Annotated in this window: 20 protein-coding genes; 10 read left to right on the top strand and 10 right to left on the bottom strand. The window is 52.0% G+C overall.

Annotated features, from left to right (window positions below; all coding sequences use genetic code 11):
• The first annotated feature begins 99 nt into the window (after positions 1–99).
• The 3 genes from Q1A69_RS18055 to Q1A69_RS18065 all read left to right on the top strand — a co-directional run bounded on the left by Q1A69_RS18055 (position 100) and on the right by Q1A69_RS18065 (position 2426).
• Positions 100–1086 (top strand): hypothetical protein, encoded by a 987-nt coding sequence (locus tag Q1A69_RS18055; RefSeq protein ID WP_299588638.1) that lies wholly within the window; start codon positions 100–102, stop codon positions 1084–1086.
• Between the two features lie 204 nt (positions 1087–1290).
• On the top strand, positions 1291–1716 hold the full coding sequence (locus tag Q1A69_RS18060) for a thioesterase family protein (RefSeq protein ID WP_299588641.1): 426 nt from the start codon (positions 1291–1293) through the stop codon (positions 1714–1716).
• A 260-nt stretch (positions 1717–1976) separates the two neighbouring features.
• The gene (locus Q1A69_RS18065; RefSeq protein WP_299588643.1) at positions 1977–2426 is read left to right on the top strand and encodes a DUF1810 domain-containing protein; all 450 of its coding nucleotides are present in this window, start codon (positions 1977–1979) and stop codon (positions 2424–2426) included.
• A 10-nt stretch (positions 2427–2436) separates the two neighbouring features.
• Here the strand turns inward: Q1A69_RS18065 and Q1A69_RS18070 are convergent, their stop codons facing one another.
• Together Q1A69_RS18070 and Q1A69_RS18075 are read right to left on the bottom strand one after the other, a co-directional pair.
• The gene (locus Q1A69_RS18070) at positions 2437–3774 is read right to left on the bottom strand and encodes a dicarboxylate/amino acid:cation symporter (protein WP_299588646.1); all 1338 of its coding nucleotides are present in this window, start codon (positions 3772–3774) and stop codon (positions 2437–2439) included.
• A gap of 686 nt (positions 3775–4460) precedes the next feature.
• Entirely contained in the window at positions 4461–5396 is a 936-nt protein-coding gene (locus Q1A69_RS18075) for a LysR family transcriptional regulator (RefSeq protein WP_299588649.1), read from the bottom strand.
• Between the two features lie 95 nt (positions 5397–5491).
• On the opposite strand from Q1A69_RS18075, the gene Q1A69_RS18080 reads away from it, so the two are divergent.
• The 5 genes from Q1A69_RS18080 to Q1A69_RS18100 all read left to right on the top strand — a co-directional run bounded on the left by Q1A69_RS18080 (position 5492) and on the right by Q1A69_RS18100 (position 11221).
• Complete coding sequence (locus Q1A69_RS18080) at positions 5492–6403, top strand: CmcJ/NvfI family oxidoreductase (RefSeq protein ID WP_299588652.1); 912 nt, start codon at positions 5492–5494, stop codon at positions 6401–6403.
• A 68-nt stretch (positions 6404–6471) separates the two neighbouring features.
• Positions 6472–7800 (top strand): aldehyde dehydrogenase family protein, encoded by a 1329-nt coding sequence (locus Q1A69_RS18085; RefSeq protein WP_299588654.1) that lies wholly within the window; start codon positions 6472–6474, stop codon positions 7798–7800.
• 47 nt (positions 7801–7847) lie between these two features.
• Complete coding sequence (locus Q1A69_RS18090; RefSeq protein ID WP_299588659.1) at positions 7848–8666, top strand: 2OG-Fe(II) oxygenase; 819 nt, start codon at positions 7848–7850, stop codon at positions 8664–8666.
• Positions 8667–8898: 232 nt separating this feature from the next.
• Positions 8899–9528: a DUF6058 family natural product biosynthesis protein gene (locus tag Q1A69_RS18095; protein ID WP_299588663.1), complete on the top strand. Its 630-nt coding sequence runs from the start codon at positions 8899–8901 to the stop codon at positions 9526–9528.
• Between the two features lie 334 nt (positions 9529–9862).
• A complete protein-coding gene (locus Q1A69_RS18100) occupies positions 9863–11221 on the top strand; it encodes a hypothetical protein (RefSeq protein ID WP_299588666.1) in 1359 nt (452 codons plus the stop codon).
• Positions 11222–11302: 81 nt separating this feature from the next.
• On the opposite strand, the gene map is transcribed toward Q1A69_RS18100, so the two are convergent.
• Together map and Q1A69_RS18110 are read right to left on the bottom strand one after the other, a co-directional pair.
• Positions 11303–12079 carry a type I methionyl aminopeptidase gene (gene map / locus Q1A69_RS18105; protein ID WP_299588669.1) on the bottom strand — a complete coding sequence of 259 codons (777 nt, stop codon included), beginning with the start codon at positions 12077–12079 and terminating at the stop codon, positions 11303–11305.
• Positions 12072–12278 carry a ParD-like family protein gene (locus Q1A69_RS18110; protein WP_299588671.1) on the bottom strand — a complete coding sequence of 69 codons (207 nt, stop codon included), beginning with the start codon at positions 12276–12278 and terminating at the stop codon, positions 12072–12074. The genes map and Q1A69_RS18110 overlap by 8 nt, the downstream gene beginning before the upstream one ends.
• A gap of 154 nt (positions 12279–12432) precedes the next feature.
• Between Q1A69_RS18110 and Q1A69_RS18115 the strand changes: the two genes are divergently transcribed.
• Positions 12433–14142 (top strand): NAD(P)/FAD-dependent oxidoreductase, encoded by a 1710-nt coding sequence (locus Q1A69_RS18115; RefSeq protein ID WP_299588675.1) that lies wholly within the window; start codon positions 12433–12435, stop codon positions 14140–14142.
• Positions 14143–14200: 58 nt separating this feature from the next.
• Here the strand turns inward: Q1A69_RS18115 and Q1A69_RS18120 are convergent, their stop codons facing one another.
• The 6 genes from Q1A69_RS18120 to Q1A69_RS18145 all read right to left on the bottom strand — a co-directional run bounded on the left by Q1A69_RS18120 (position 14201) and on the right by Q1A69_RS18145 (position 21226).
• Positions 14201–14839, bottom strand: coding sequence for an OmpA family protein (locus Q1A69_RS18120; RefSeq protein WP_299588679.1), 639 nt, complete (start codon positions 14837–14839; stop codon positions 14201–14203).
• Positions 14840–14889: 50 nt separating this feature from the next.
• On the bottom strand, positions 14890–15537 hold the full coding sequence (locus Q1A69_RS18125) for an HAD-IA family hydrolase (RefSeq protein WP_299588681.1): 648 nt from the start codon (positions 15535–15537) through the stop codon (positions 14890–14892).
• A 14-nt stretch (positions 15538–15551) separates the two neighbouring features.
• A complete protein-coding gene (locus Q1A69_RS18130) occupies positions 15552–15917 on the bottom strand; it encodes a hypothetical protein (protein WP_299588685.1) in 366 nt (121 codons plus the stop codon).
• 50 nt (positions 15918–15967) lie between these two features.
• A complete protein-coding gene (locus Q1A69_RS18135) occupies positions 15968–16714 on the bottom strand; it encodes a 16S rRNA (uracil(1498)-N(3))-methyltransferase (RefSeq protein ID WP_299588689.1) in 747 nt (248 codons plus the stop codon).
• Between the two features lie 133 nt (positions 16715–16847).
• Positions 16848–19979: an efflux RND transporter permease subunit gene (locus tag Q1A69_RS18140; protein WP_299588692.1), complete on the bottom strand. Its 3132-nt coding sequence runs from the start codon at positions 19977–19979 to the stop codon at positions 16848–16850.
• Positions 19979–21226 (bottom strand): efflux RND transporter periplasmic adaptor subunit, encoded by a 1248-nt coding sequence (locus tag Q1A69_RS18145; RefSeq protein ID WP_299588695.1) that lies wholly within the window; start codon positions 21224–21226, stop codon positions 19979–19981. The genes Q1A69_RS18140 and Q1A69_RS18145 overlap by 1 nt, the downstream gene beginning before the upstream one ends.
• A 289-nt stretch (positions 21227–21515) precedes the next feature.
• Here Q1A69_RS18145 and Q1A69_RS18150 point away from each other — a divergent pair, with 289 nt between their 5' ends.
• Entirely contained in the window at positions 21516–23870 is a 2355-nt protein-coding gene (locus Q1A69_RS18150; RefSeq protein ID WP_299588699.1) for a Tex family protein, read from the top strand.
• The last annotated feature ends 825 nt before the right edge of the window (positions 23871–24695 follow it).

Raw genomic sequence — 24695 nt, forward strand, 5'->3', positions numbered from 1 at the left:
CGGAAGCGGGTAATTTTCTTGCATCAATAATATCCATTTGGATATTATATAGAACTATAGGATCGCCGGGTTAATAAGTTGTATGTTTTTAGGAAAGAAATGATCAAGAAGATTTTCGTATTAGCCGGAGCCTTATTGGTTGGCGCATGTTCACTATCTCCATATGAAAACTTTAACCCTCAAAAAATAGAGAAAAGTGCAAGTATTAGAGTTATTTCTCATGTTCAGCAGGACTCTTTAATCAAAGAGCCCTTTGTAAGTCCACTCGGCACTGGAGGAGCAGTAATTTCGCTAGCAGAAGCCGTTCACGCCGTTCAAGATGCAAAAATAATCCACCCTTTCAAAGTTCTTGAACAGGATATCAACCTAAAAGATCTTCTGGAAACTTCATTTAAGAATAATCTGGAACATCAAGGTTGGGGCAAAAACAGAAGCTTTACCAGTGAGCAAATTAGTGGAGAATTCAACAAAAATGAGTACATGCGATTTGCTAAAGAGGATTCGCTTTTACTTATTTCCACAAAATATTCCATGACTCCTAACATGGAAGTTATCGAATTTATTACTGAATACTCTTTATATAATAGAGTAAACGGAAAAAATCATGAACTTGCCTACCACAATTTAATTATATTTCAATCTTACCCACACAATAGATCAGTCCGCCTTCTCAACCCAGAAGAAAGAGAAGCTGAGATTAGACGATTAAATGAAAAATATCCTACCGATTCATCAGTACCAAAAACTCTTGCAGAAAGAAATAAGCCGCTACTGAATAGGTCCCTGTCGAAATTAAAGTACCGATTTGTCGAGATAGATAACCACAACCCAAATGGCAATATTTGGCTAGCCAATCAGGGAAAATTATTAAAAGAAGAACTGACGAAAGCGCCTACGATAATTGCTAAGATTTTGGCCAAGGATCTATCAGGCCAGTATCCACTACCGGCAGATCAACTAAAACCTACAAAACATCTTCTGGAAGAACTTGATGGAGGCATGCTCATTAAACGCTTACCCGGAGGACAGCTAACTTACAGACACAAAGCTGCTCCTTATTACCATCAGTCAGGCTATACATTTTAAAAGAAGTTAGTTAAGCGCTCCTCAGCGGCTTATCAATATAAGCCGCTATCAAACTCCTCTTAGAGGCCGTGAAAAATACTAGGAATAATTATTTTTTACTTGCAATCTCGTCTTTATCTCAAGGTAAAAAATATAGAACTATTCATAGCTCCAGTGGCCTATTACAATTAACAGCTTTACTGTATTGACTTAAGTGAAATGACAATGAGTGAAGCCCCCCGCAACCTTTTACACCAGGAAACCTTAGCCGTGCGCTGGGGTGATATGGATGCCTTTGGACATATTAACAACGCTACCTACTTCAGCTACTTTGAGCAGTGTCGCTGCAGTTGGTTAGCCTCGATATATAGCTCAGGCGCTCTAAGCAGCAATCAAGGAGATGGCCCTGTATTACTGAATGCCTCAGCCAATTTTCATTTACCTTTGGTATTTCCTGCCAACATTACTGTAAGTATGTATGGCGGTACTCCAGGGCGCAGTAGCTTTAATAGCTATTACGAGATCAGAGATGCGGATAACACCGATAAAGTCTACACCACCGGTGAAGCTAAGATTGTTTGGGTAGACCAACAGGCTGGGAAATCTATGCCGGTACCTGATGATATACGGGCTTTATTGCCCACCGCTTAAATTGGATTTCTTCAATCAAAAAGACGGTTAACCCCGTCTTTCAAATAACTAATCCTGAAAAATTTCATCGTCAAACAGGGCGTAATAGACAAGGGTTTGATCACCACGAGTTCACATGTCTCAAAAGCGTCTGCTTAGAGGGTAAGTACTACCACTTTACTATTCCTGCCAAAACATGGCCGCTATAACCTACCCCATGGATATTCATGCTACGCTTTTCTTCCTGTAAAACAGGAAAGATCTTTTACGGAAATATTTTTATGAGTGATTATTTTGACCTGGAGCGTTTCTGCCAGGCACAAAACGATACTTATGCACAGGCCCTGCAGGAGTTGCGGCAGGGGCACAAACGTAGCCATTGGATTTGGTATATTTTTCCGCAGCTGAAGGGGCTGGGCCACAGTGCTACATCACAACGCTATGGACTGACGGGTATGGAAGAGGCGCAGGCTTACCTGAAGCATCCACAGCTTGGCCCGCAACTGCGGGAATGTTGCCAGGCGCTGTTAAACCTGCAAGGTCTCAGCGCCCAGGAGATATTTGGAAGCCTTGATGCCATCAAGGTCAGATCCAGCATGACTTTGTTCGCTCAGGCTGAAGGCGGTACCGACAACCTATTTACCCAGGTTTTAGCAAGATACTACGGGGGGCAACAGGACTCGCGCACACTAGAGATCCTGCAGGGCTCCAGTACGATCAAACCCTCCTAATGAACAGCCTTCACGCAGCCTGAGTCCCGGCATCCTCCAGGCTGTCGCTGCCCAGTAATTTATCCATCACCAAGCAAGCGGTCAGGTCTCCGGTGACATTTACTGAAGTCCTGCACATATCGAGGATTCGGTCCACGCCAATAATGAGCGCGATGCCCTCGGCCGGCACACCAATACCGGTCAGGATGGTGGCTAGGATTACGATTCCCACACCGGGTGTACTTGGGGAACCAATTGAGGCTCCCACAGTGGTGACTGTCAGGCCGACCAGCTGCGCTGTGCTGAGATCTATACCGTATACCTGGGTGAGAAAGATCGCCGCGATAACCTGGTAAAGTGCCGTGCCATCCATATTCACCGTGGCCCCAAGAGGCACAATAAACTTGGCGATGGGCGGCTTGACTCCGAGAGAGTGCTCGGCAACACGCATAGAAAGCGGCATCACTGCGGCGGAACTGGAGGTGGAAAAGGCCAGGAGCTGCACCCCGCCGATGCGCTGCAAAAAGCTTAAGGGACCCTGTGGCGTGGCCAGCGAAACAATCAACAGGTAAAACGTCAACAGAATCAACAGACCCAAGATCACTGTGCCTACATAAACAGACATACCGACAATTGCGGTTAACCCCACACGGATAGCGATATCGGCAAGCAGGCCAAATACCGCCAGCGGTGCGAACAACATGGCCCAGCCAACAATTTTCAGAGCAATTTCCTGCACTATGCCAAAGGCATAAACCGCCGTTTCACGCTGCTTGCTCGGCAATAACATGACCGCAACGCCAGTGAAGATTGCGTAGACCACCAGCTGCAGCATATTGCGCATGGCGATGCTTTGATTCAGGTTGGCCGGTATCAGCTCGGCAATCCGCTCCGGCAGGGGTTTGGATTCAAGTACCTGAAGGGGAGCAGATTTGGGTAACTCAGTTGCCGCCGTAAGCAGCGCTTCATCAATGTAATGACCCGGCTGGATTATCTGGGCCAGGACTATTCCGATAATCACCGCTACGGTGGTGGTGGCGATAAAATAGGGGGCAATACGCAGCCCGACCCGCCTGAGCTGGCCCACATTACCGCTGCCGCAAAGCCCAAGGATGATGGAAGAGACCACCAGTGGAATCACCACCATCTGGATCATATTCAGGAACAACGCACCGGGCAGTTTGAACCAACTGGCCAATATGACACTGAGGCCCTCATCGACCCATCCGGCCCCTTCCGGCGATAGCAGCAGGCCAGTGCCCAACCCCAAAACCATGGCTAATACTATTTGCATCCAAAGGCGGGTGCGCACTAGCAGGCCCAGGGATTCCACCATTCTGATCAGGTAAACATTGGAGGGATGATTCATCGGAGAATAACCAGGTTTCAATGCAATCACTCAACGAGCCTATTAGAAGGCCGATATTATCGAGCCAGCCTACAACAAAACCACTCGGTCAGATCAAGTGAGAGGCAACAGGCCAGCCAGCTTAGGGGTGAATGATAGCCATATCTCAGGCAAGGATACTTGTGTTCTATTAGCCATCCATAGCGATTCCGATAATAGGCGCATGGCTCGCCACCGAGGGGTAAGCCTGGCTGCTGGCCGTGTGCCGTGTGCCGTGTGATCGTGATATTCCACACGGTGGCTTACATGGCCACCATAGGGTCCACCGGCGCTAGAGTATAGGCGCCAAGAATGGCACTGACAGGGGCACTAATATCGAATTTTACGTCATTAAACGCCACGCCATTGCCGGAAAATACATCGGCTTTTGTATTGATAGGCTTTTCTCTGGGGTTTTTAGAGTCGGGTAGCTGGTGCGGTCTTCAAAATAGCTGGCTGAGCACTCGACACTATCATTGCAGTATTCCTGAGCCAAAACCCGGTGGGCCGATAAAGTTTCGTCACTGCTTATCGGGCTTTGCCAATCCCATCTGGGTAAGTAAACAGGTCAGATTCATTAAGAGTCTTGAATATCTGAACTTTATGGGGGGCCATGCCGAACACTGATGCAAGCTCGTTTATCAGGCCCGATTAGCAGAAATTCCAGCCTATTCATCAGTATTCGAAGCGAACTGCCGCGCTAATAACTCCCTGACCCATTTATGAAGTGGGTCCTGCCCACTGCGACTGTGCCAGGCGGCAATTACATCGAAACCCGGTGGTTGAGCGGCGATCGGCAAGGTGCTTAAGCGCGCATCGGGAAGCAGGCGCGAAGGCAGAAAAGCCACCGTATTGGTAGAAGCGATACACTCGGCTGCAGCGGCAAAAGAAGGGACTGACAAAACCACATTGCGCTGCAAGCCAAACGCTTCAAACCAAATATCGGCCATACCGCGCAGATCGCCTCGGGAGGGGGAAACGACCAGCTGTGGTCGAGCCGCCAGTTGAGCCAGCGCCAGGGGCTCACCCGTTTCACAACCAGGCAAGTTTGCCTGCCGGCAACAAACACAGACATAGTGCTCCCGATACAAAAGCATCGTTGGGCAGCTATCCGGCACAAAACCGGGCGTGCTGAAAACCAGGTCCACCTCGCCGGTTTGCAACTGCTGGGCCATACGGTCAATTTCCAGCTTGAGCACAACCACCCTGAGCCCAGGCGCCTGTTCACGTAGCTTTTTCAGCAGACCCGGTAGTACCACACGTTGTTCGAAGTCGGTGGCACTGATCGTAAAAATTCCCGTATATTCCGCTGGGTTAAATTCTTGCCCACGCAGCAGTGCGGCAATATCGTTCAAAATCCTATCTAGTTTGGGCCCCAGGCGCTCTGCCAGGGGAGTGGCTATCACTCCGTTACTGGCTCGAATAAATAAACGGTCATCAAACACCTCCCTCAATCGCTTGAGTTGCTCGCTGACCGTCTGCTGGGTCACACCTAGCTGGTCGGCTACCCCCGTTAAATTCAACTCCCGCAAAATAGCCTGCAAGAGGCGCAGCTGCTTTAACTCCAGTCGCTCGAGGCGGTCTGGCCTATGACCTCTACTCAAACCTGTATCACCTACAAGCGTTAATTGATTTTCTTTGTATCCACTCCAGCCTAGCATTACCGGTAGATTGATCCACCGCGAGTGAGGAGGCCATAGTGCCGGATAAGACTCTGCAACCGCCGCCCCGCAAAACACTGAAAGCGAACATCAACTATGCAGACCCCAGTGCAGACCTGGTTTACGATCAGCGCCACACCGGACCCGGTCCTGCGAGCCTGATAGAACAGGTCATTCCCCAACAGGTAACGCTTCACGATGGCAGACAACTAAGCGCTGCTGGAGAAGCTTTCAGCCTAACTGAACAGGGATTTGAGCTGGTAGAACCCAACCTCGAGATCGACCTGCACCAACTGGACGAGACCTTGAGAGCATTGGACAGCGTCAGTAACCACGCCCTGGCACCACAAGCCCGCGACACACTCATCCGCACACAGTGGTATCCGGCGCTGCAGAAGTGGCTGGCAACGCACCTGGGTGCAGAGCATGTTTTGACCTTTGACCATACCTTGAGAGCTCAAGCTTCTGCGGACTCGAATACGGAAAAAAGCCGTAGCCGCCGCGCCCCGGTTAAAATCGTACACAACGATTACACCCCATGGTCTGCACAACGACAACTCCATCAGACTCTGCCCGAATACAATTTAAACCCCAGAGATTTCCCCCGCTATCAATTTGTAAATCTATGGTTGCCACTTTTAAATCCCGTGGAGGAATCCCCGTTAGCGATGGTGGATTTACGCAGCGTGGTCGAAACAGACTTTCATAAAATGCGCCTGATTTATCCCGAGCGCGAAGGACAGATCTCAGTCATCAGCCCCAACCCCAAACACCGTTGGATCTGGTTTAGTGCTATGCGCCCAGGTGAAGGACTTTTGCTCAGAGTTTTTGACAGCGAACACACAGGCACAATTACCGGCACACCTCACAGCGCCTTTGATCTACCAGACAGTGAAAATGCCGTCAGACGCACCAGTATCGAAGTGCGAACGATTGCCCTGTATAAGTAATGAATTTTATCCCGCCAGGTTGGTGGTGCTTTAGCCCAGTTTTTAGCTAACAAATCCAGTAGGCAAATATGCAAAAAACCTTAAATTCCATAGACCCCTTTAACGGCGAAGTGATCGGCAATGTCGATGTTTGTGATGAAGACTCAATTCAAACCTTGGTAAAACAGGCAAAGCAGGCCCAACTCTCTTGGGCAAAACAATCCATTCAACAGCGCGTACACTTGGTTCAACAAGCCTATAAAAACCTACAGCCTATACAGGCAACACTAGCCAAACTGATTAGTCGTGAAATGGGTAAGGACGCCCGGCGCGCAACGTATGAAGCCGGCGGTGCAATTCACAGCGGTCCCTGGTTAGCTGAAGACTCCGCTGATGCCTTGCGCAGCCAGCGCACGGGCAACAACGAGATTCAATACCGAGCGCTGGGCGTGGTCGCAGTAATTTCCCCCTGGAATTATCCTCTGGCGATGGCCAATAACTTGTTAGTTCCGGCACTGATTGCCGGCAACAGCGTTATTTTAAAACCCTCTGAGGAAACACCGCTGGTTGCCGATCTCTTAATAAAAACCCTAAATCAATCCCTCCCCACCGGGGTACTGCAAATCGCCCATGGAGATGGACGCACTGGAGAAGCCCTGGTAAAAGCGAACATCAATATGATTGCTTTTACCGGTTCTCGCGCAACCGGCCAGACCATCATGGCCAATGCCGCAGCAAACTTAAAACGCTTGATTATGGAGTTAGGCGGAAACGATCCCATGGTGGTTTTGGCCAGTGCGGACATTCCCAGAGCCGCACAATTTGCCGTGGCATCCAGCTTTGAGAATGCCGGTCAAATGTGCACCTCTACGGAGCGTATTTACGTGGACGAGCGTATCGCCGATCAATTTGAACACGCTGTGGTAGCTATTGCGAAAAATTATCGTGTTGGCGGCTGGCCTGACACTGATGTCGATATAGGCCCACTGGTAAATGCACGCCAACATAAAAAAGTGGTTAGACATATTCAGGATGCACTGGAGAAGGGCGCAACTCTTCTATTGGGAGATAAATCTCCCAAACTTCCCTTTATACCACCAACGGTTATCAGCACAATAAAACCGGGGATGCAACTGGAAGACGAGGAAACTTTCGGACCGGTGGTCGCAATGGATCGCTTCAGTACCATTGAAGAAGTGATCCACAGAGCAAACGATTCCATATATGGCCTGGGTGCCGTTGTCTTCGGCAAAGATGATGCCCTCCTGGTTGCGAATCAATTACAGGCTGGCATGATCGGTATAAATCAGGGCGCCGGAGGAACACCATGGGTAGGGGCCAAACAAAGTGGATTTGGCTTTCACGGTGGTGCCGAGGGACACCGTCAGTTTGCCCAGCTCACCGTAATTAACCATTAATTTAACGAATAAAGAGCCTTCATGAATATAATTTGGATGAAGTGATTATGCCAAGTACTCCAGTCGCCGATACAAATACGACAACGGATTCCAGCAGGAATCTAAAGCAGAAGTTCTTTATTATCGCTCGGGAACCCGGCGCGGAGCATCCCGCTCTGCCCACCTGGGCCTCGAGAGAGGAGAACCCTGCTTCACTAAATAATACAGCCCCCTCTTTAATTCAGCGTAGAGAAGTTGTCGGAGTCCCCGGTGCTTTTCAATTACTCAACGTATTTTCCAATGATGAATGTCAGCGTCTGATCGAGATCACAGAGAATATCGGTTATCTGCCAGATGCCGCTGTCTCCCTGCCAAGAGAAGTACGTCATAACGACAACCTCACTTGGGTAGTAGATGCGGTTAGTGAGCGACTCATCTGGGAGCGCTGCAGCCCTTTAATGCAAGACCCCAGTCACTATTTTGAGGGCCGACAGCCAGTTGGCCTCAATCAGCGTTTTCGTTTCTACCGTTATGGCGTGGGTGATTACTTCCAATTCCATACCGACGGCGCCTGGCCGGGTAGTCGCATCATAGATGATCGATTGATCAGTAATGGTTTTCCTGATCGTTTTAGTGAAATGACTTTCCTGGTTTTACTCAGCGAGGACTTCAATGGCGGTGCCACACGTTTTCGAGTCAATGCAGAAGACCCTTATCAGCAGCCCAACCGGCACTCCATGAAAGACATCGATGTACGCACACCGGCTGGATCTGTGCTGTGCTTTCCCCATGGTATGCATCCCCTGCATAGAATTCACAGCTCAACGCCAATTACTCAGGGTACGAAATATATTATTCGTACCGATGTATTATTTCTTCAGGATTAAAGAACCGCATCAACCTTCCGCTATTTATTAAAAATCCATGGATAAATTTTAACCGCAGGGAAGCGGCTAGAACCAGAATAAAAAGAAACGGTTCTGTAGAATTTTGCGGAATTTGTCGCCCATACCCTAGAGCCCTGCTAACACACTAAGTTCCCCATCGAAGTAATGCAGTACCGTTTATGTAACCCTGCACCACCAATCAAATCGCAACAGGATATACGGGTGTGCACTTATGGAACTGATAGAGTATTTACAAAATCACTTTTACCTCAAAGAGCAATTGCTGTCTCTGAGTAATCTAGGGCAAGAAGAATTTACATCCTATCAAAACACCTTTGTTATGCCTAAAGCTTCGTACACACTAGTATTAGACCTACAATGCCATTCATTCTTCGGCGCCCACAGTGAATCCCAAAACCGGGAGTTTTATGCCAAAGGTTATGTGTCATGGCTAAAGAATTTTCAGTCTCAGAGCAATCCAGATCAGGTATTTACATTGTTCAAGAAAAGATACCTGGATACGGTCTACCAATTGAAGTTCATTGGCCATGCCTGCTCCGATAGAAAAATGAACAAGGGGCTTTCTACACATATTGAAAACGAATGGAAACACTTTATCGATGGTACTTACGGACTATGTACTAAAAGCGGACTCCCCGAGGATATTGCCCGCAAAGAACTGGCCTCCATAGAGATCAAGGAGCTGACGAATGAGGAAAACTACGGAAGAATAGATAGGCAAAAGTTACAGAGGGCGGTTAACTTGCTCGATAGTGCCAGCAGCCTTTTCGCCCCACATGAGCGACAAAGAAGTTCTAGGCAAACATTCATCAATACTATTCGCCAGCAATTTAACCTTTGATAAAAACACTTTGGGAGCCAATCTCAGGGACTAATAGCAATACGGTCATATAAAGCCAAGTAGGGACAGGGGCAAATCGTGCGTATACCGTCCTGCGATAGGATTTGGCATATACTAAACGCATATTCCTCTATAAAATCCCGCCCCCTTAATTGGCCTAGGCCTCTCCGCACTTTGATTCGAGATACCCCATGAAAAGCAGAGCTTACTGCCTTATATCCTTTCTCTTGCTATCCGCTCTGACGGTATCAGCTTATGCCAGAGATTGGCGAGAATATAAAAGCACTAACTTTACTGTCTACTCCGATATTTCACCGAAAAATCTGAGGTGTTATTGCGCGATTTGGAAAAATTTCGCAGTGCCACCCTTGTGCTAACGGGCATGGAAGATCGTTTTGAAAATTCAAGGCTTAGGGTATACCACTTTAATAAATCTAGAGAATTTGAAAAATTCTCAGGAAAAAGAAGTATAGCCGGCTTCTATACCAACACCATCGATGGCCCCTTGATTTTCTCTCAGGAAAACAGACGCGGCATATTGAGCGGTAAAGAAATAATGTTTCATGAATATGTTCACCATCTGATGCGTGAACGCGGCTCCATACGCTATCCAAAGTGGTATTCAGAGGGTTTCGCAGAATTACTGGCCAGTGCAACCATTAATAAAGATTCCATCACCATCGGCAACTTTCCTGAATGGAGAGCTTACGCCCTGGAAGAGGGCCCCCTTAAAGCGAGGGAGATTCTACAGCCGGATTACAGTAAAAAAGGTTGGCAGCATGCCAATCGGTATTACACCAGTGCATGGTTATTATTACACTATTTATTTTTCAGTGAAGATGCCAGAGATAATGCATACAATGAAAAAACCAAAAACTACCTAACCGACATCAATAATGGTGGAGATCCATTAGACCTCTTCATACAGCATTATGACATCCGAGTGGAAGACTTGGATATTGCATTAACCCGATACTTAAAAGAGCGACGCCTATCAGGATACAAGGTTAATCTAGCCACTAGCGACTTTAAAATTGAGAAGCGCAAACTGAGCCATAATGAAAAGTCCCTATTATTAGCGGAACGAGCTGTTGATCTCGAAAGATACGGCCAGGCTTTAAGCTATCTGAACAAAGTAAAAGGCAATGCTACCAAACTCCCAGGGGTGATCGCTCTGAAAGCGAACCTTTTAATGCATGAACAGCAGGAGGCTGCAGCACAGGCTTTACTTGAAAAATTATCAGCAATACCTGAATTAAACCATACCGCGGCAACTAATCTGTCTGTTTACCATTTATATAGCTTACAAAATACACTCGAATCCCAGCAATGGGATGAGGAGAGCTATACCAACACTCTGCATTATGCAGATATGGCCATTGAACTGAACCCGACATCCCTATCGGCCTACCAGTTTAAATGGATGGCTCAGCAGTACAAAGGCGAAAGTGTTGCCGCACTAAAAACTATGATGGCCGCCTATCAGCAGAACCCAAATAGTATTGAAATTAATAGTGCTATTGGCTTTTATCTCGCAAAACTTAAAAAGCCACAGCTCGCAAAACCATTTCTGGAGAGAACTCTGATCTGGTCCCACAATCACAAGGTTCGATCGCGCGCTAAAAAATTGCTCGACTGGGTCGCAAGAGAAGCCACAACAGGTAGTGAAACGGATTCAGGCCAGACATCCTGAGTCCAAGAGCTCGTCCAGGTCTACAAGCACGCAGGGAACTGCTCTCTGCGTGCTGTGAAAGCGAAGAAATTAGTCTTTTTTCTAACTCTTCCTTTCCTCTTCCCTCAAGGTCAGCACCTCATATCCATCCGCGGTAACCAACACCGTATGCTCCCATTGTGCGGAAAGCTTGCCGTCCTTAGTCACCACGGTCCAACCGTCTTTCTTGAGTTTGGTTTTGCGGTTGCCCTGATTGATCATGGGCTCAATCGTAAATGTCATCCCCTCACGCAAAACAGCACCTGTGCCAACCCGACCAAAATGCATTACTTGGGGCTCTTCATGCATTTCACGGCCAATACCATGGCCGCAATATTCCCGCACCACGCTGAATCCGCGCCGCTCGGTATATTGCTGAATGGCATGGCCTACATCACCAAAAGTAGCCCCGGGTTTGACTGTGTGAATACCAGCCCACATCGCCTCGTAGCAACACTGCACCAGCTTCTTGGCAATCGGCGTAACGCTGCCGATCATATACATCTTGCTGGAGTCGGCAATATAGCCAGATTTCTCCAGGGTAATATCTACATTGACGATATCGCCATCGCGCAGCGCCTGCCCCTCGCGAGGCATGCCGTGACATACCACATCGTTAATCGAAGTATTGAGAGAGTAGGGGTAGTCGTATTGACCCTTGCTTGCTGGGCGTGCCTGTAGCTCTCGGAGAATAAACAATTCCACCTGGTTATTAATTTCCATGGTGGTGATACCCGGCTTAACAATGTCATCGAGCCTGGCAAACACACGGCTCAGTAACTCGCCGGAGTTACGCATCAACGCCTGTTCCCTGGCGGTCTTTATTTTGATGTTATTCACGAGTGAGCTCCTCCAAAGTAAATGCATCTGTTCGCAGCAGCTTCTTGCACAACTGGCTGTAACTGAGCTCTGGATTCAGCTCGGCGAGCATACCGATCTTTATCCAGTACTCCGCCTGCGCATTGATTGAGCGCCCCAGAGTTGTGCTGGCTTTACGGATCTCATCATGTAATTCATCCGAGAGTTTGACGATTCCCATACTATACACTTCATATACGTTTCATATCCAAAGTGTATATTCTTTTTCAAGGTGAGGGCAAGGACGGACACCATGACAATATTATGCAACTTGTTGCATAGGAAATTTTTGAGCGATATGGTTGATCCATAAAAACAATAGTGACGAGGCCACCATGTCCGAAAACACCGAGAAGAAACGCAGCGCTCCCAAGCCAAGCCGCCTGCGCATTGGTAAGCGCTATCGCGCCAGTCGTTTAGAAGGCCCCTACGATGCCCTGATTATTGGTTCCGGCATTGGTGGGCTGACCACAGCAGCGATGTTGAGCGCCACTGGTAAGAAGGTACTGGTCCTGGAACAACACTATACTGCCGGCGGCTATACCCATGCCTACGACCGCAACGGTTACGAGTGGGATGTGGGTGTGCACTACATTGGCGATGTCGGTGAACACCCCACCATGACGAGCAAAATTTTTGACTTCATCACCGCCGGTAATCTGCATTGGGCACCAATGGACAAGGTCTACGACCGAATTTGCATTGGCGAGGAACAATTTGATCTACACGCCGGGCGACGCGAATTTATCGATGAGCTGGTCAAACACTTTCCCGCTGAGCGGGAAAATATCGAACGCTATCTGGGCCGTCTCAATGAGGTAGCCAAGTCCATCCAGCGTATAGCCATGGAAAAATTGTTTCCCCGCTGGTGTGGTCCTGCAGTGCGCCTATGGCGAAAACTGCGCGATCCCTCCTGGCTGAACAAGACTACCCGAGAGGTACTGACAGAAATTACCAGCAACGAAAAGCTTATCTCGGTGCTCACTGGCCAGTGGGGCGACAACGGCATGACCCCGGCGAAGAGCAGTTTTATTATTCACGCGCTGATCGCCAAGCACTACTTATACGGCGGTTATTATCCGGTTGGTGGTGCCAGCAAGATTTCCGAAACCATTATTCCACAGATCCAAGCCAGTGGTGGCGATGTGCTTACCTACGCCAAGGTGGAAACCATCTTGTTGCAGGGGAACAAAGTACGCGGTCTGCGTATGGGCGATGGCACTGAGATCGAGGCGCCGCTAGTAATTTCCAGCGCCGGTGTATTCAATACCTTCGAGAAGCTGCTTCCACAGAGCGCCAGTGAGCGCCTCGGTTATCTGCGCAACCTGAAAACCGTCACTCCGTCCATGTCTCATCTGTGCCTGTATATCGGCCTGGAGAAAACCGCCGAAGAGCTGCAGCTGCCCAAAACCAATTACTGGCTCTATGCCAGCGAACACTACGAAGGGGACATGCAGGCTTTCCTGCAGGACAGCGACCAGGATATTCCGCTGGCCTATATTTCTTTCCCCTCGGCCAAAGACCCCACCTTTACCCAGCGCTATCCGGGGCGCGCCACGATCGAGATCGTAGCGCCAGCCAATTACGATTGGTTTGCCCAGTGGCACGACAAGCCCTGGGGCAAGCGCGGTGACGACTACGAAGCCCTCAAAGAAGCCTTCAGCCAACGTTTGTTGGAGCACCTGTATAAGCATTTTCCACAACTGCGCGGGCAAATCGATTACTACGAATTATCCACGCCACTATCGACGGATTACTTTTGCTTCTACCCGCGCGGAGAGATCTATGGGCTCGACCACGACCCGAAACGCTTTGAGCAGAGCTGGCTGAGACCCAAGACACGACTGCAGGGCCTGTACCTGACGGGCCAAGATATTATGAGCTGCGGTGTCGCCGGGGCGATGGTCTCCGGTGTGCTGACCGCGCAGAGTATTCTGGGGTTGCGTGAGGGAGCTAAGTTGATGCGCCGGGTAATTAGCGGCAAGCCAGCGACAGTATCGCCAGACAGTGATAGTGATAAGGCGCTGGACAAAGCGCCCACCTAAGGCCAACACCTGTCAGCAGGAGAGAACGCCCGGCCCCGGCCGGGTTTCTCCACTGGGTTCACGGGTTCGGAGAGGACTGCAACTGCGGTAATCGACTGGGCATCCGGTCAAAGTTCAGTACGCGGATCACTAAGCGCCGGTTTTCCCTCTGCCCCTTCTTACTCTCATTATCGGCAATGGGATCCGTATCCCCATAACCCTGGGCCTGCATACGCTCGGAATCGATACCGCGTTCTATAAGAAAATTGCGCACCCAGTCGGCCCGCCACTGGGACAGGTGCAAATTCTTCTTGGGGTCACCATCATTGTCGGTGTGCCCCTCAATCGCAATACGCATTTCCGGAAAATCGCGCATGATCACCAGCAGTGCTTCCAGGTCGGCAATGCTATCCATCTGTGGTGCGAACCCACCGGGGGCAAACTCCAGTCGCAACCGAAAAGTGTCCCCTCCCTTACGCGTACTTCCACGCAGGAAGCGCACCAGATCATCGCCGAAAGGAGCGGCCTGTCGCGCCACTTTTTCACCCTCTCCAGACTGTACCTCCGCAAGGGGTTTCAGTGCATATTTCCTATTGGGGTCAGGATCGGGGCAGCCGGCAAGCAACAACACCAGCAGGACGAGGCAGCAGACGACTAAAGGCTTGTCCGCCATAGGTAGAACTTCCGGTTTCCAGACGTCAAATTCAGTGTAGAACATGGATGCCGGTCCCTGACAGCACAGGGAACTAATCGAGGGGGCTATCCGTATTAGAGGAAATTCACTACCGCCATCATATCGCCGACAACCCGCGCGCCGCGCTGCTCCAATTGCGGAGCCCTGAGCGCATGGGTGCTGTAGCCCACCACCCGCATGCCCGCGGCTACCGCGGCCTCCACCCCGGCGATGGAGTCTTCCACTACGAGGCAGCGCTGCGGGTCCACCCCCATGGTGGTCGCCGCGTGCAGAAATAGCTCCGGCCAAGGTTTGCCACGGGAGACATCCTCTGCACTAAAGATCTTGCCGTCAAAGTAGTCGAAGAGGCCGGTTTTATTCAGGGTTAACTGCATCTTTTGATGGGAGCCCGATGAGGCCACACAGCTGCGCAGGCCAATTTGCTGTAAGTGGTCGAGTAACCCCTCGATACCGGCCACTGGCTGCAGTTCGGCGTGAAATGCCTCGCGAATGCGCCGCTCGGTGTTACCAAAATAATTGTCGGGTAGGGGGCCGCCGAAACGCTTTTCGATTTCCAGCAGGCAATCCCTGGCGGGGCGGCCACTGAACTGTTCATCCAGCTCTTCTGCAGTGGTGGCCATGCCCAGCTTATTCATTTCCTCGGCCAGGATGCGGCAGACAATACTTTCGCTGTCTACCAGCACGCCATCGCAATCAAAAATGATCAAATCTGTGGAAGACATGGGACCCCATAAAGTCAGCGCGCGGAGAGCAGCATAATACCGATGATCACACCAAGTATGCCGCTGATGCGCAGGAAGTTTTCATTGCCTCTGGAGAGCTTGATCGCCAGCGCCTTGCCGCGCTCAAAGCCAATTTGCAGCATATAAGCACCACTCAACAGCACCAGTACGCCCAGGGCATTAAATAGGATATACCAGTGTCGCGTACCGGCGATCAAAAGCAGAAATAGCCCAACGGCGATGCGCAGCCAGGCGGAAAAGAAATAGCCGGTTTCATTCAGGCGCTCACTAATCTTTTGCGCCAGATGCGGCCTGGCGATTATCGCCACCGACAACACGACAATAATGACGCCCAACATCCCTATAAGTACTCTGATCATGGCCTCCCTCCCGGATTATGATCACATCAAATTTTTTACTGCGCTGACCGCTACAGGTCACCCCATTGAAATTGCAGTACAGAGAGTGCGGCAATGGGGGCGGTCTCCGTGCGCATTACCCTCGGCCCCAGGCGTAGGGGCATAAACGCGTGTGCCAGAGCCATATCGATTTCTGCCTGGGACAGCCCACCCTCCGGCCCCACCAACAGCACCGCGGAGTCCGGTTTGCCATTGTCCGCCTGCCAGCGACGCAAATCCAGCTCGGTGCGATGGTGCAGAACTAGTTTGGTCGAAGAAGCCCCCTGCTGTACCGAAGCCGGTAAATACTGAGCAAGTTTTACCGGCTCAGCAATCTCCGGTATCAGGTTGCGCTCACACTGCTCGCAGGCGCTAACGGCAATTTGACGCCAGTGGCCGAGTTTTTTCTGCAACCGCTCGCCGGATAATTTCACTTCGCAGCGCTCGCTAAAGAGCGGCTGTATGACCGCCACCCCCAGCTCGGTGGCCTTTTGCACCACCCAATCGAAGCGGTCACCGCGGGAAATGCCAATGGCCAGAGTCAGTGCCAGGGGCGACTGGCGATTATCCTCGCGAAATGCACCGATACGCACCCGCGCGCGCTTGCCTGTTTCAGCCAACTCTGCGTTGTACTCGCCACCGAGACCATCGAACAGGGTAATTGGATGACCGGCGCCAAGGCGCAGGACTTTTACCAGATGCCGGGAAGCCGATTCATCCAGTTCAACGTGCGATACACCCGCCAGCGCCTGGTGGGAGAAGATACGCGGGATGCGCATGGGGGAAGATCCTGTAAAACACTATAAAAAAGCCGACAGGGATGTCGGCGTTTTGCAGGCAGGTAGTTTAGGCATTTATAGGCTGGTGAGGCAATGGCGGAGTCATTCCACCATTACCTCGGGCGCGATAGGATCACACGGTTTCCAGTGATACCGGGGGCTCACCTTGACCCAGACGCTTGCTTTTCGGGCGAAGCACTTCGATCACCTTGTACAGATTTGGCACCAATACCAGAGTCACCGCAGTGGCAAACAGTACGCCGAAGGCGAGGCTGATCACCATCGGAATCAGGAACTGCGCCTGGATAGAGCGCTCGAACATGATCGGCACCAGGCCGATAAAAGTGGTGATGGAAGTCAGGATAATGGGGCGGAAGCGATCGCGTCCGGCCTGAATCACCGCGTCCATTACCGCCCAGCCCTGAGCGCGCAGCTGGTTGATACGGTCCATCAAGACCAGGTTGTCGTTTACCACTACCCCCGCGGCGGCGAGGAAGCCGAGCATGGACATAATGCTGATGTCGTGCCCCATCAACAGATGGCCAACCACCGCACCGAAGAAACCGAACGGCACAGCGGTGAGGATCAGCAGCGGCTGTGAGTAGGAACGGAAGGCAATGGCCAGCAAGGCATAAATAGCGAACAGGGACAGCACGAAGAACGCCAGGATCGCCCCGTTAAATTCCTCTTCCTCCTGCATTTCCCCAGCGGTACGCAGGGAGAAACCGGGGAACTCACGCTCCAGCTCAGGCACCAGGGTCTCGCGCATATCCTTGAGAATTTCCTGCGCGGTTGAGGTATTCGGTGTTATCTCGGCAAAGACCCTTACGGTGCGCTCGCGATTGTTGCGGCGGATCGTGGTGTAACCGGGTACATACACCGCATCGGCCACCGCGGAGAAAGGTACCTCGCCCTCCGCTGTGCGAATGCGGATGCGGTCCATCTGCTCCTCACTGGCACGCTCCTCCTGGGGATAGCGCACCATCACGCGCACATCCTCGCGGCCGCGGGGAATACGCTGCACCTCTTCACCATAGAAACCCTGGCGTACCTGTCTGGCCACATCGGCCAGGTTGATCCCCATATTGGTGGCGTAGGGCCTCAGCTGGATTTCGATATCGCGGCGGGCACTGGTGAGGTTGTCGCGCACATCGTAAACACCGGCGTAGGTGTTCATTTTCTTCTTCACCGCATCAGCGGCCGCGCGCAACTCGTCCATATCCCCCGAAGCAGTGCTCAGGTTCAGGCTCATACCGTTGCCGCCATCGTTAATGGTGGCGTCGATATTCAAGTCCTCGACACTGGCCGGCATTTCACCAATCAATTCGCGCCAGCGCAGCGACAGGGTTTTGGATGTCACATCGCGCAACTCACCGTCGGTCAGCTGCAATATCACAAAAATATTGCCACGCCAGTTGAATACCATGGAGTTCTGAACAAAAGGCGCGCCGTTGTTTTGCTTCAGCATCTCTTCATCGGTCGCGAGCTTATCCGCTGCGGCCAGCACCTGATTCATCACTCGCTCGGCTTCGTGGAAAGGTTCGCCATCCGCCATGCTGGCGCGCAGCTCCAGTAGGTCCGACGGTACCTGGGGTGAGAAAGAGGAACCCACGTATCCACTCATAAAGACACTGATCGAGAGCCCCAGTGCCAGCAGAAAACCCATCACCGTGGTGCGGCTATTGCCGAGAGACTTTTTCAACAGTGGCAGGTAGTACTTATCACCGGCGGTTTTCATGGCGCCGGCGAAGTGCCCGCGCAGCTTCTGCAGCTTGATGCCCAAACTGGACTTGGCCGGCTGCTCCGGTTTCATACCCACCAAATGCGCCGGCAGGATCAACAGGGATTCCACCAGGGAGAACACCAGGCACAGCAATACCACCACCGGCAGGGCCAGCATCATCTGCGCGGTATAACCGGGCAGGAACAGCATCGGAATAAAGAACACCATGGTGGAGGTCACGGCAAAAATCACCGGAGCGGAGACCTGCTTCACCCCCTCTTCCGCTGCGGCCAGACCGGTCACGCCGCGGTCGTGGGCAGCGTGGACGGCCTCCCCCACAATAATTGCATCGTCCACCACAATCCCGAGAATCAACAGGAAGGCAAACAGTGACAACATATTCAGGCTGACCCCGGTAATCGGCAGCAACCAGAAAGCACCGAGGAAGGCCACGATAATCCCCACGGTCACCCACATCGCCAAAGCCGGGCGCAGGAACAGCATCAACATGATAAAGACCATGGCGAAGCCGCTCAGGGCGTTGGTGGTGAGCAGGTTCATACGGCCCTCAAAGGCCTTGGAGAAATCGAACCAGACATCGAACTCCATACCCGGCGGCAGCTGGGTGCGAGCCTCCGCCATAAACGTTTTGATACGCTCGGCGGTAGCGACCACATCCAGCGGTTCACCCTGCACGACGCGCAGGTTCATGGCCGGGTTGCCGTTGAAGAGAATGACGTTATTGTACTCTTCGAAGCCATCCCGCACGGTGGCTACATCGCGCAGCAGCAGCACCGAGCCATCCGCGCGACTGACGACGGGAATACGTTCAAAATCCTCGGCGCTATAGGCCTGGCCGCGAGTCTGTACCTGGATATCACCCCGGTCGGAACGCACCATGCCCGCGGGCAAATCCAGGGAGGAGCGGCGCACCGCATTAGCTACATCATTGAAGCTCAGGTTATAACGACGCAGATCCAGTTCGGAAACCTCGATGGACAGCTCGTCCGGGCGTTCGCCCCAGATATCCACACTGCGCACACCGGGAATCAGGGTGAGCTTGTCGCGCAGGTCCAGGGCGGTCTCCTTGAGCTGGCGCTCGGAGACCGGACCGCCGATGGCGATCATCATCAGCTGGGTATCCCACTCCTGCAAGCGGATCACCGGGCGCTCGATACCCTCGGGGAAGGTATTAATACTATCGACCTGCACCTTGATATCGTTGAGCAGGCGCAACTCATCGTAACCATCCACCGCCTGAATTTCGATGGAGGCGTGGCTGCGGCGGGAGGCGGAGTTCACTTCCTTGACCCCCTTCACCTCGGAGATAGCCTCCTCGACACGCACGGTCACCTGCTGCTCAACTTCCGCAGGGCCGGCACCGGGGTAGGAGATTTCCACCTCGACGATACCCGGCTGGATGGCCGGGAATACCTCGCGATCAATCCCGCTGATACCGAAAAAACCACCGATGATGATCATAATCATCAGCAGGTTTGCGGCCTTACTATTGCGCGCGAACCAAGTAATAATTCCGTTCATTAGCGGCCTCCGGGGGCAGCACTATTCGCTGCCGCGGTCTCACTGGTGGCAGTTGCGGAGGCTTCCGCCTCTTTCTCCACACTCTCAATCAGGCCAGATGGTTTTTTATTCAGGGGGTTGGCGGTCAGCGCCATGCCCTCGCGGGAATATCCCAGACTGGAGACCACCACGCGATCACCATTGGCAATATCGCCGCGCAGCCACACTTTATCGCCGATACTCTGCAACAGTTCTACAGTTTTGAACTGCAGCTTGCTCTCTGCGTCCAGCACCAGCAGGTGATCCCCCTCGTGCAATGCCTGGCGCGGCAATATCACCACGTCATCCAGGGTCAGGCCCGCTATATCTGCCTCGACAAACAGGCCATTCATCAAGGGAACATCGCCCTGGTAGGGGTTCTGTACCTGGGCCACGGCATAAATAAAGCGACTGTTGGTATCGATGCTGGCCTCGGTACGCACCAGCTGGGCGCGCCATTCGCGCTGGCGCCCCGCCACTACAGCTTGCAGCCGCACTTCGGGGCCTTGCTCAAAAGATTTACCCAGGGGCAGGTCGAGCAGTGCCAATTGCTGGTCGGTCAGGGGCAGGCGCACCTCGGCGACACCGGTGCTGTGAATTTTTGCCAGGGGAGTGCCGGGAGTGATGTATTGGCCCAGGTCGACATAGGTTTCCATCACGCGCCCGGCAAAGGGGGTCTTCACCTCGGTGCGCGCCAGATCCAGCTTGGCCTGATCGCGATCCGCTCGCGCGGCAGCCACCGCGGCTTCGGCTGCCTGCAGGTGGGGTTTGCGCAGGAACAGGGCGTTGGCGGCTGCACTCCCCAGATCGCGCCACTCGCGCTTGGCCTGTTTGGCTCGGCCTTGCTCCTGGGCGAGGGCGGACTTGGCATCCGCCAGCTGTGACTCAGAGCGAGTCACCTTATAGACATAATCTGCCTGTTCAAGCTGAAGTAGGCTGGCACCCTCATCGAAGAAACCGCCGGGTACAAACGCCTGCCCCACACGCTCAATTACACCGCCGACACGGGCCACCACTTCGATTTCGTGGCGGGCGTGTACCGTGCCCTGGCTCGGTATCAGCAGAGTCTGGCGCCCCGGCTCCGCATAGAGAACATCCGCCACCGGTGGCACTACCGCTTCGGGAGGCTTTTCTTCCGGCTTGGGTTTCAATGCCACCACCACAGCAATGGCGACCATTCCAATAGCCAAAACGGTAAATAAAAGCTTGTTCTTGTTCGACACTTTCACAGGCACCCTCTACCCCATTCTGTGACCCAAACTGGTCAATTTTTAATTAGCGCGCATTCTACTGGAGTTCGACGCCGATAAGGGTCGATTTGGATGCAGGTCGCCGCAAGAGTTTGTGCCCTACCGCAAACCTTCCTCGCGACGCCCTGGTAACGCATAATGCCCGACCCAATTGACCGCTGCAGCAGAGACAGCGGGCCGCGCAAAGCCAAGGAAACCGACAGGCTGTTTCCCGGTCAAACGCCGCTCCTTAAGGTACGAACCCCCGGAAAACGGATATAAACATCAAATGCTGGATATCAACGCTCGCATCGCCGAAGAACTCAACGTACGCCCCCAACAAGTCACCGCTGCAGTATCCCTGCTGGATGAAGGCGCAACAGTGCCATTTATCTCCCGCTACCGGAAAGAGGTGACAGGGGCCCTGGACGACACTCAGTTGCGCAATCTGGAAGAGCGCCTGCGCTATTTGCGCGAACTGGAAGAGCGCCGCGCAACCATCCTCAAGAGTATTGATGATCAAGGTAAGCTCACTGCAGAACTCACTCAGCAGATCAACAGCGCCGACACCAAAAACCGCCTCGAAGACCTCTACCTTCCCTATAAGCCCAAACGCCGCACCAAGGGACAAATTGCTATCGAAGCGGGTCTCGAACCTCTGGCCAATGCGCTGATTAACAACCCCAGCCTAGACCCAGCCGTAGAAGCACAGCAATATCTAAATGCCGAGTGCGAAGACACTTCCTTACAGGTGAAAGACATCAAGGCCGCCCTCGACGGAGCCAAATTTATCCTGATGGAGCGTTTCGCCGAGGACGCCGAACTGCTGGGCAGACTGCGCGATTTCCTCAAATCCGAGGGGCAGGTCAAGTCCAAACTGCTGGATGGCAAAGAGGAAGAAGGAGCCAAATTCCGCGATTATTTCGAATATGCCGAGGACTGGTCTAGGGTGCCGTCCCACCGCGCTCTGGCCATCTTCCGCGGCCGCAACGAGGGTATCCTCGCCATCAGCGTGGGCCTGCCGGAAGAGGAGGGAGCCCCAGCCACTGCCGGACACCCCTGCGAAACCATGATCGCCAGGCATTTTGAGATCACCGATGAAGGCCGCCCGGCGGACAAATGGCTCGGCGAAGTTGTACGCTGGACCTGGCGTATCAAACTACTCACCGCACTGGAAACCGACCTGCTGGGTGAGCTGCGTGAGAAAGCGGAAGAAGAGGCCATCAAGGTTTTCTCCCGCAACCTCAAAGACCTACTATTGGCCGCACCTGCCGGACACAAGGCCACTATCGGCTTAGACCCCGGCCTGCGCACCGGGGTTAAAGTAGCCGTGGTCGATGCCACCGGCAAAATATTGGATCACACCGCAATCTTCCCCAACCAGCCGCAAAATCGACTGCAAGAATCTGCCGCAGTCATCGCCGCGCTATGCAATAAATACAATGTGGGGCTGATCGCTATCGGCAATGGCACCGCCAGCCGCGAAACCGACAAGTTCGTCGGAGAAACGATCAAGCAATATCAGTTGAGTGCGCAGAAAGTCGTCGTTAACGAGGCGGGCGCTTCTGTTTACTCCGCCTCCGAACTCGCCGCGCGGGAATTCCCCGACCTGGACGTGACCATCCGCGGAGCCATTTCTATCGCCCGCCGTCTTCAAGATCCGCTGGCGGAGCTGGTGAAAATCGAACCCAAATCCATTGGCGTTGGCCAGTACCAGCACGATGTATCCCAGACCCAGCTGGCACGCTCCCTCGACGCCGTCGTTGAGGATTGTGTAAACGGCGTCGGCGCAGAACTCAACTCCGCCTCAGCACCATTACTGGCCAAGGTATCGGGCCTTAGCGCTTCTATTGCCAGCAATATTGTCAGCTACCGCGACCAGAATGGTGCCTTTAAAAACCGCAAGCAGTTGATGGAAGTACCGCGTTTGGGACCTAAGGCTTTCGAACAAGCCGCCGGCTTCCTACGTATTAATAACGGCGAAAACCCCCTGGATAAATCCGGTGTACACCCCGAATCCTATATCGTGGTGAAACGTATCGCCGAGAAAAACACCCGCGAGATCAATAGCCTGATCGGCGATTCCGCCTTCCTGCGCCGCCTCAATCCGGCCGACTACACCGATGAGAAGTTCGGCGTGCCCACCGTTACCGACATCATCGCCGAATTAGAAAAACCTGGCCGCGACCCTCGCCCAGAATTCCGCACCGCCCGCTTCGAAGAGGGCGTCGAGGAACTTAAAGATCTGCGCCCCGCCATGGTGCTCGAAGGCACCGTCACCAACGTCACCAACTTCGGCGCCTTTGTGGATATCGGCGTGCACCAGGACGGCCTAGTACATATTTCCGCGCTGTCGGAGAAATTCGTCAAAGACCCCCACGAAGTGGTAAAAGCCGGCGATATCGTCAAAGTAAAAGTGATGGAAGTGGATGTGGCACGCAAACGCATCGGCCTCTCCATGCGCCTCTCCGACGAACCCGCAGAGCAGGGCAGTGGCGGCGTTAAGAAAGGCGATCAGCGCGAAAACCGCCAAGCCCAACGCTATAACAAGCAACAGGGTAATCGGCAACAAAAGGGCAGCCAGAACGGTGGCAATGGCAGTATGGGCGACCTGTTGATGGCGGCAATGAAGAATAAGAAATAGTATCGACAAACTATAAAAAGGGCGATCAGTAGATCGCTCTTTTAGAGTTCATTCACTTTGGGAATTACTGAAAACTTCCAGCCTAATCGTGTAGAAGAACCCACCTGGCAAGATTACCTCTAAATATATATCAAGTCACTTTTTCAAAAACTGAATACTACCTAGGCCTCCATCGCAACCGACTCACTTGGAAATACGGCTAACTTAATTGGAAACTTCGCCTGCCACCGAAAGGCAGGCCTAACCGTAAACATCCAAACTCCGTATCAAGGTAAAAGCTCATTCCAAAGCGCGCGGATGGATATTGGCGAGCGGCCAATGAAAACATTGAGATTAGCCACATAGAGGGCGACAAAGTTTATGGTCAAGACGACTATCATGTGACACCGGTTGAGTGAATTTCCAAATTATTGCTTACTCGCAGTGATGCCAAATAAGAGCATGAAGACGGTCAGTAGTACAATCAATCAGGTACTTAAACCTTATCAAGCAATAAGTAAAACCATAACCTTCGATAACGAAAGTGAATTTTTGGGGCACCTGTACACTGTGAGAAAACTAAGGTGCAAAATTAACTTTTAAAAGCCCTTCCGCTCCTGGGGAATCGAAATGATCTAAACTGCTAGCAGCCTATTGAGTCCACTGGAGCTTCTGGTTGAACAGATAGTGTTCTGGATTCTATCTAATTTCTTTGCAGTTAATCAAAAATGGTTTACCTTTTACCATACCCAATTTGGATATGTATTGATGCCTAGATTGCCAACATAAGTGACACACGTTTACCCACCAAAAATTCCAGTGGGCTCAAGTAATTTAACACCTTCC

It is taken from the genome of uncultured Microbulbifer sp. (assembly GCF_947498635.1).
Classification (GTDB): Bacteria; Pseudomonadota; Gammaproteobacteria; order Pseudomonadales; family Cellvibrionaceae; genus Microbulbifer; species Microbulbifer echini.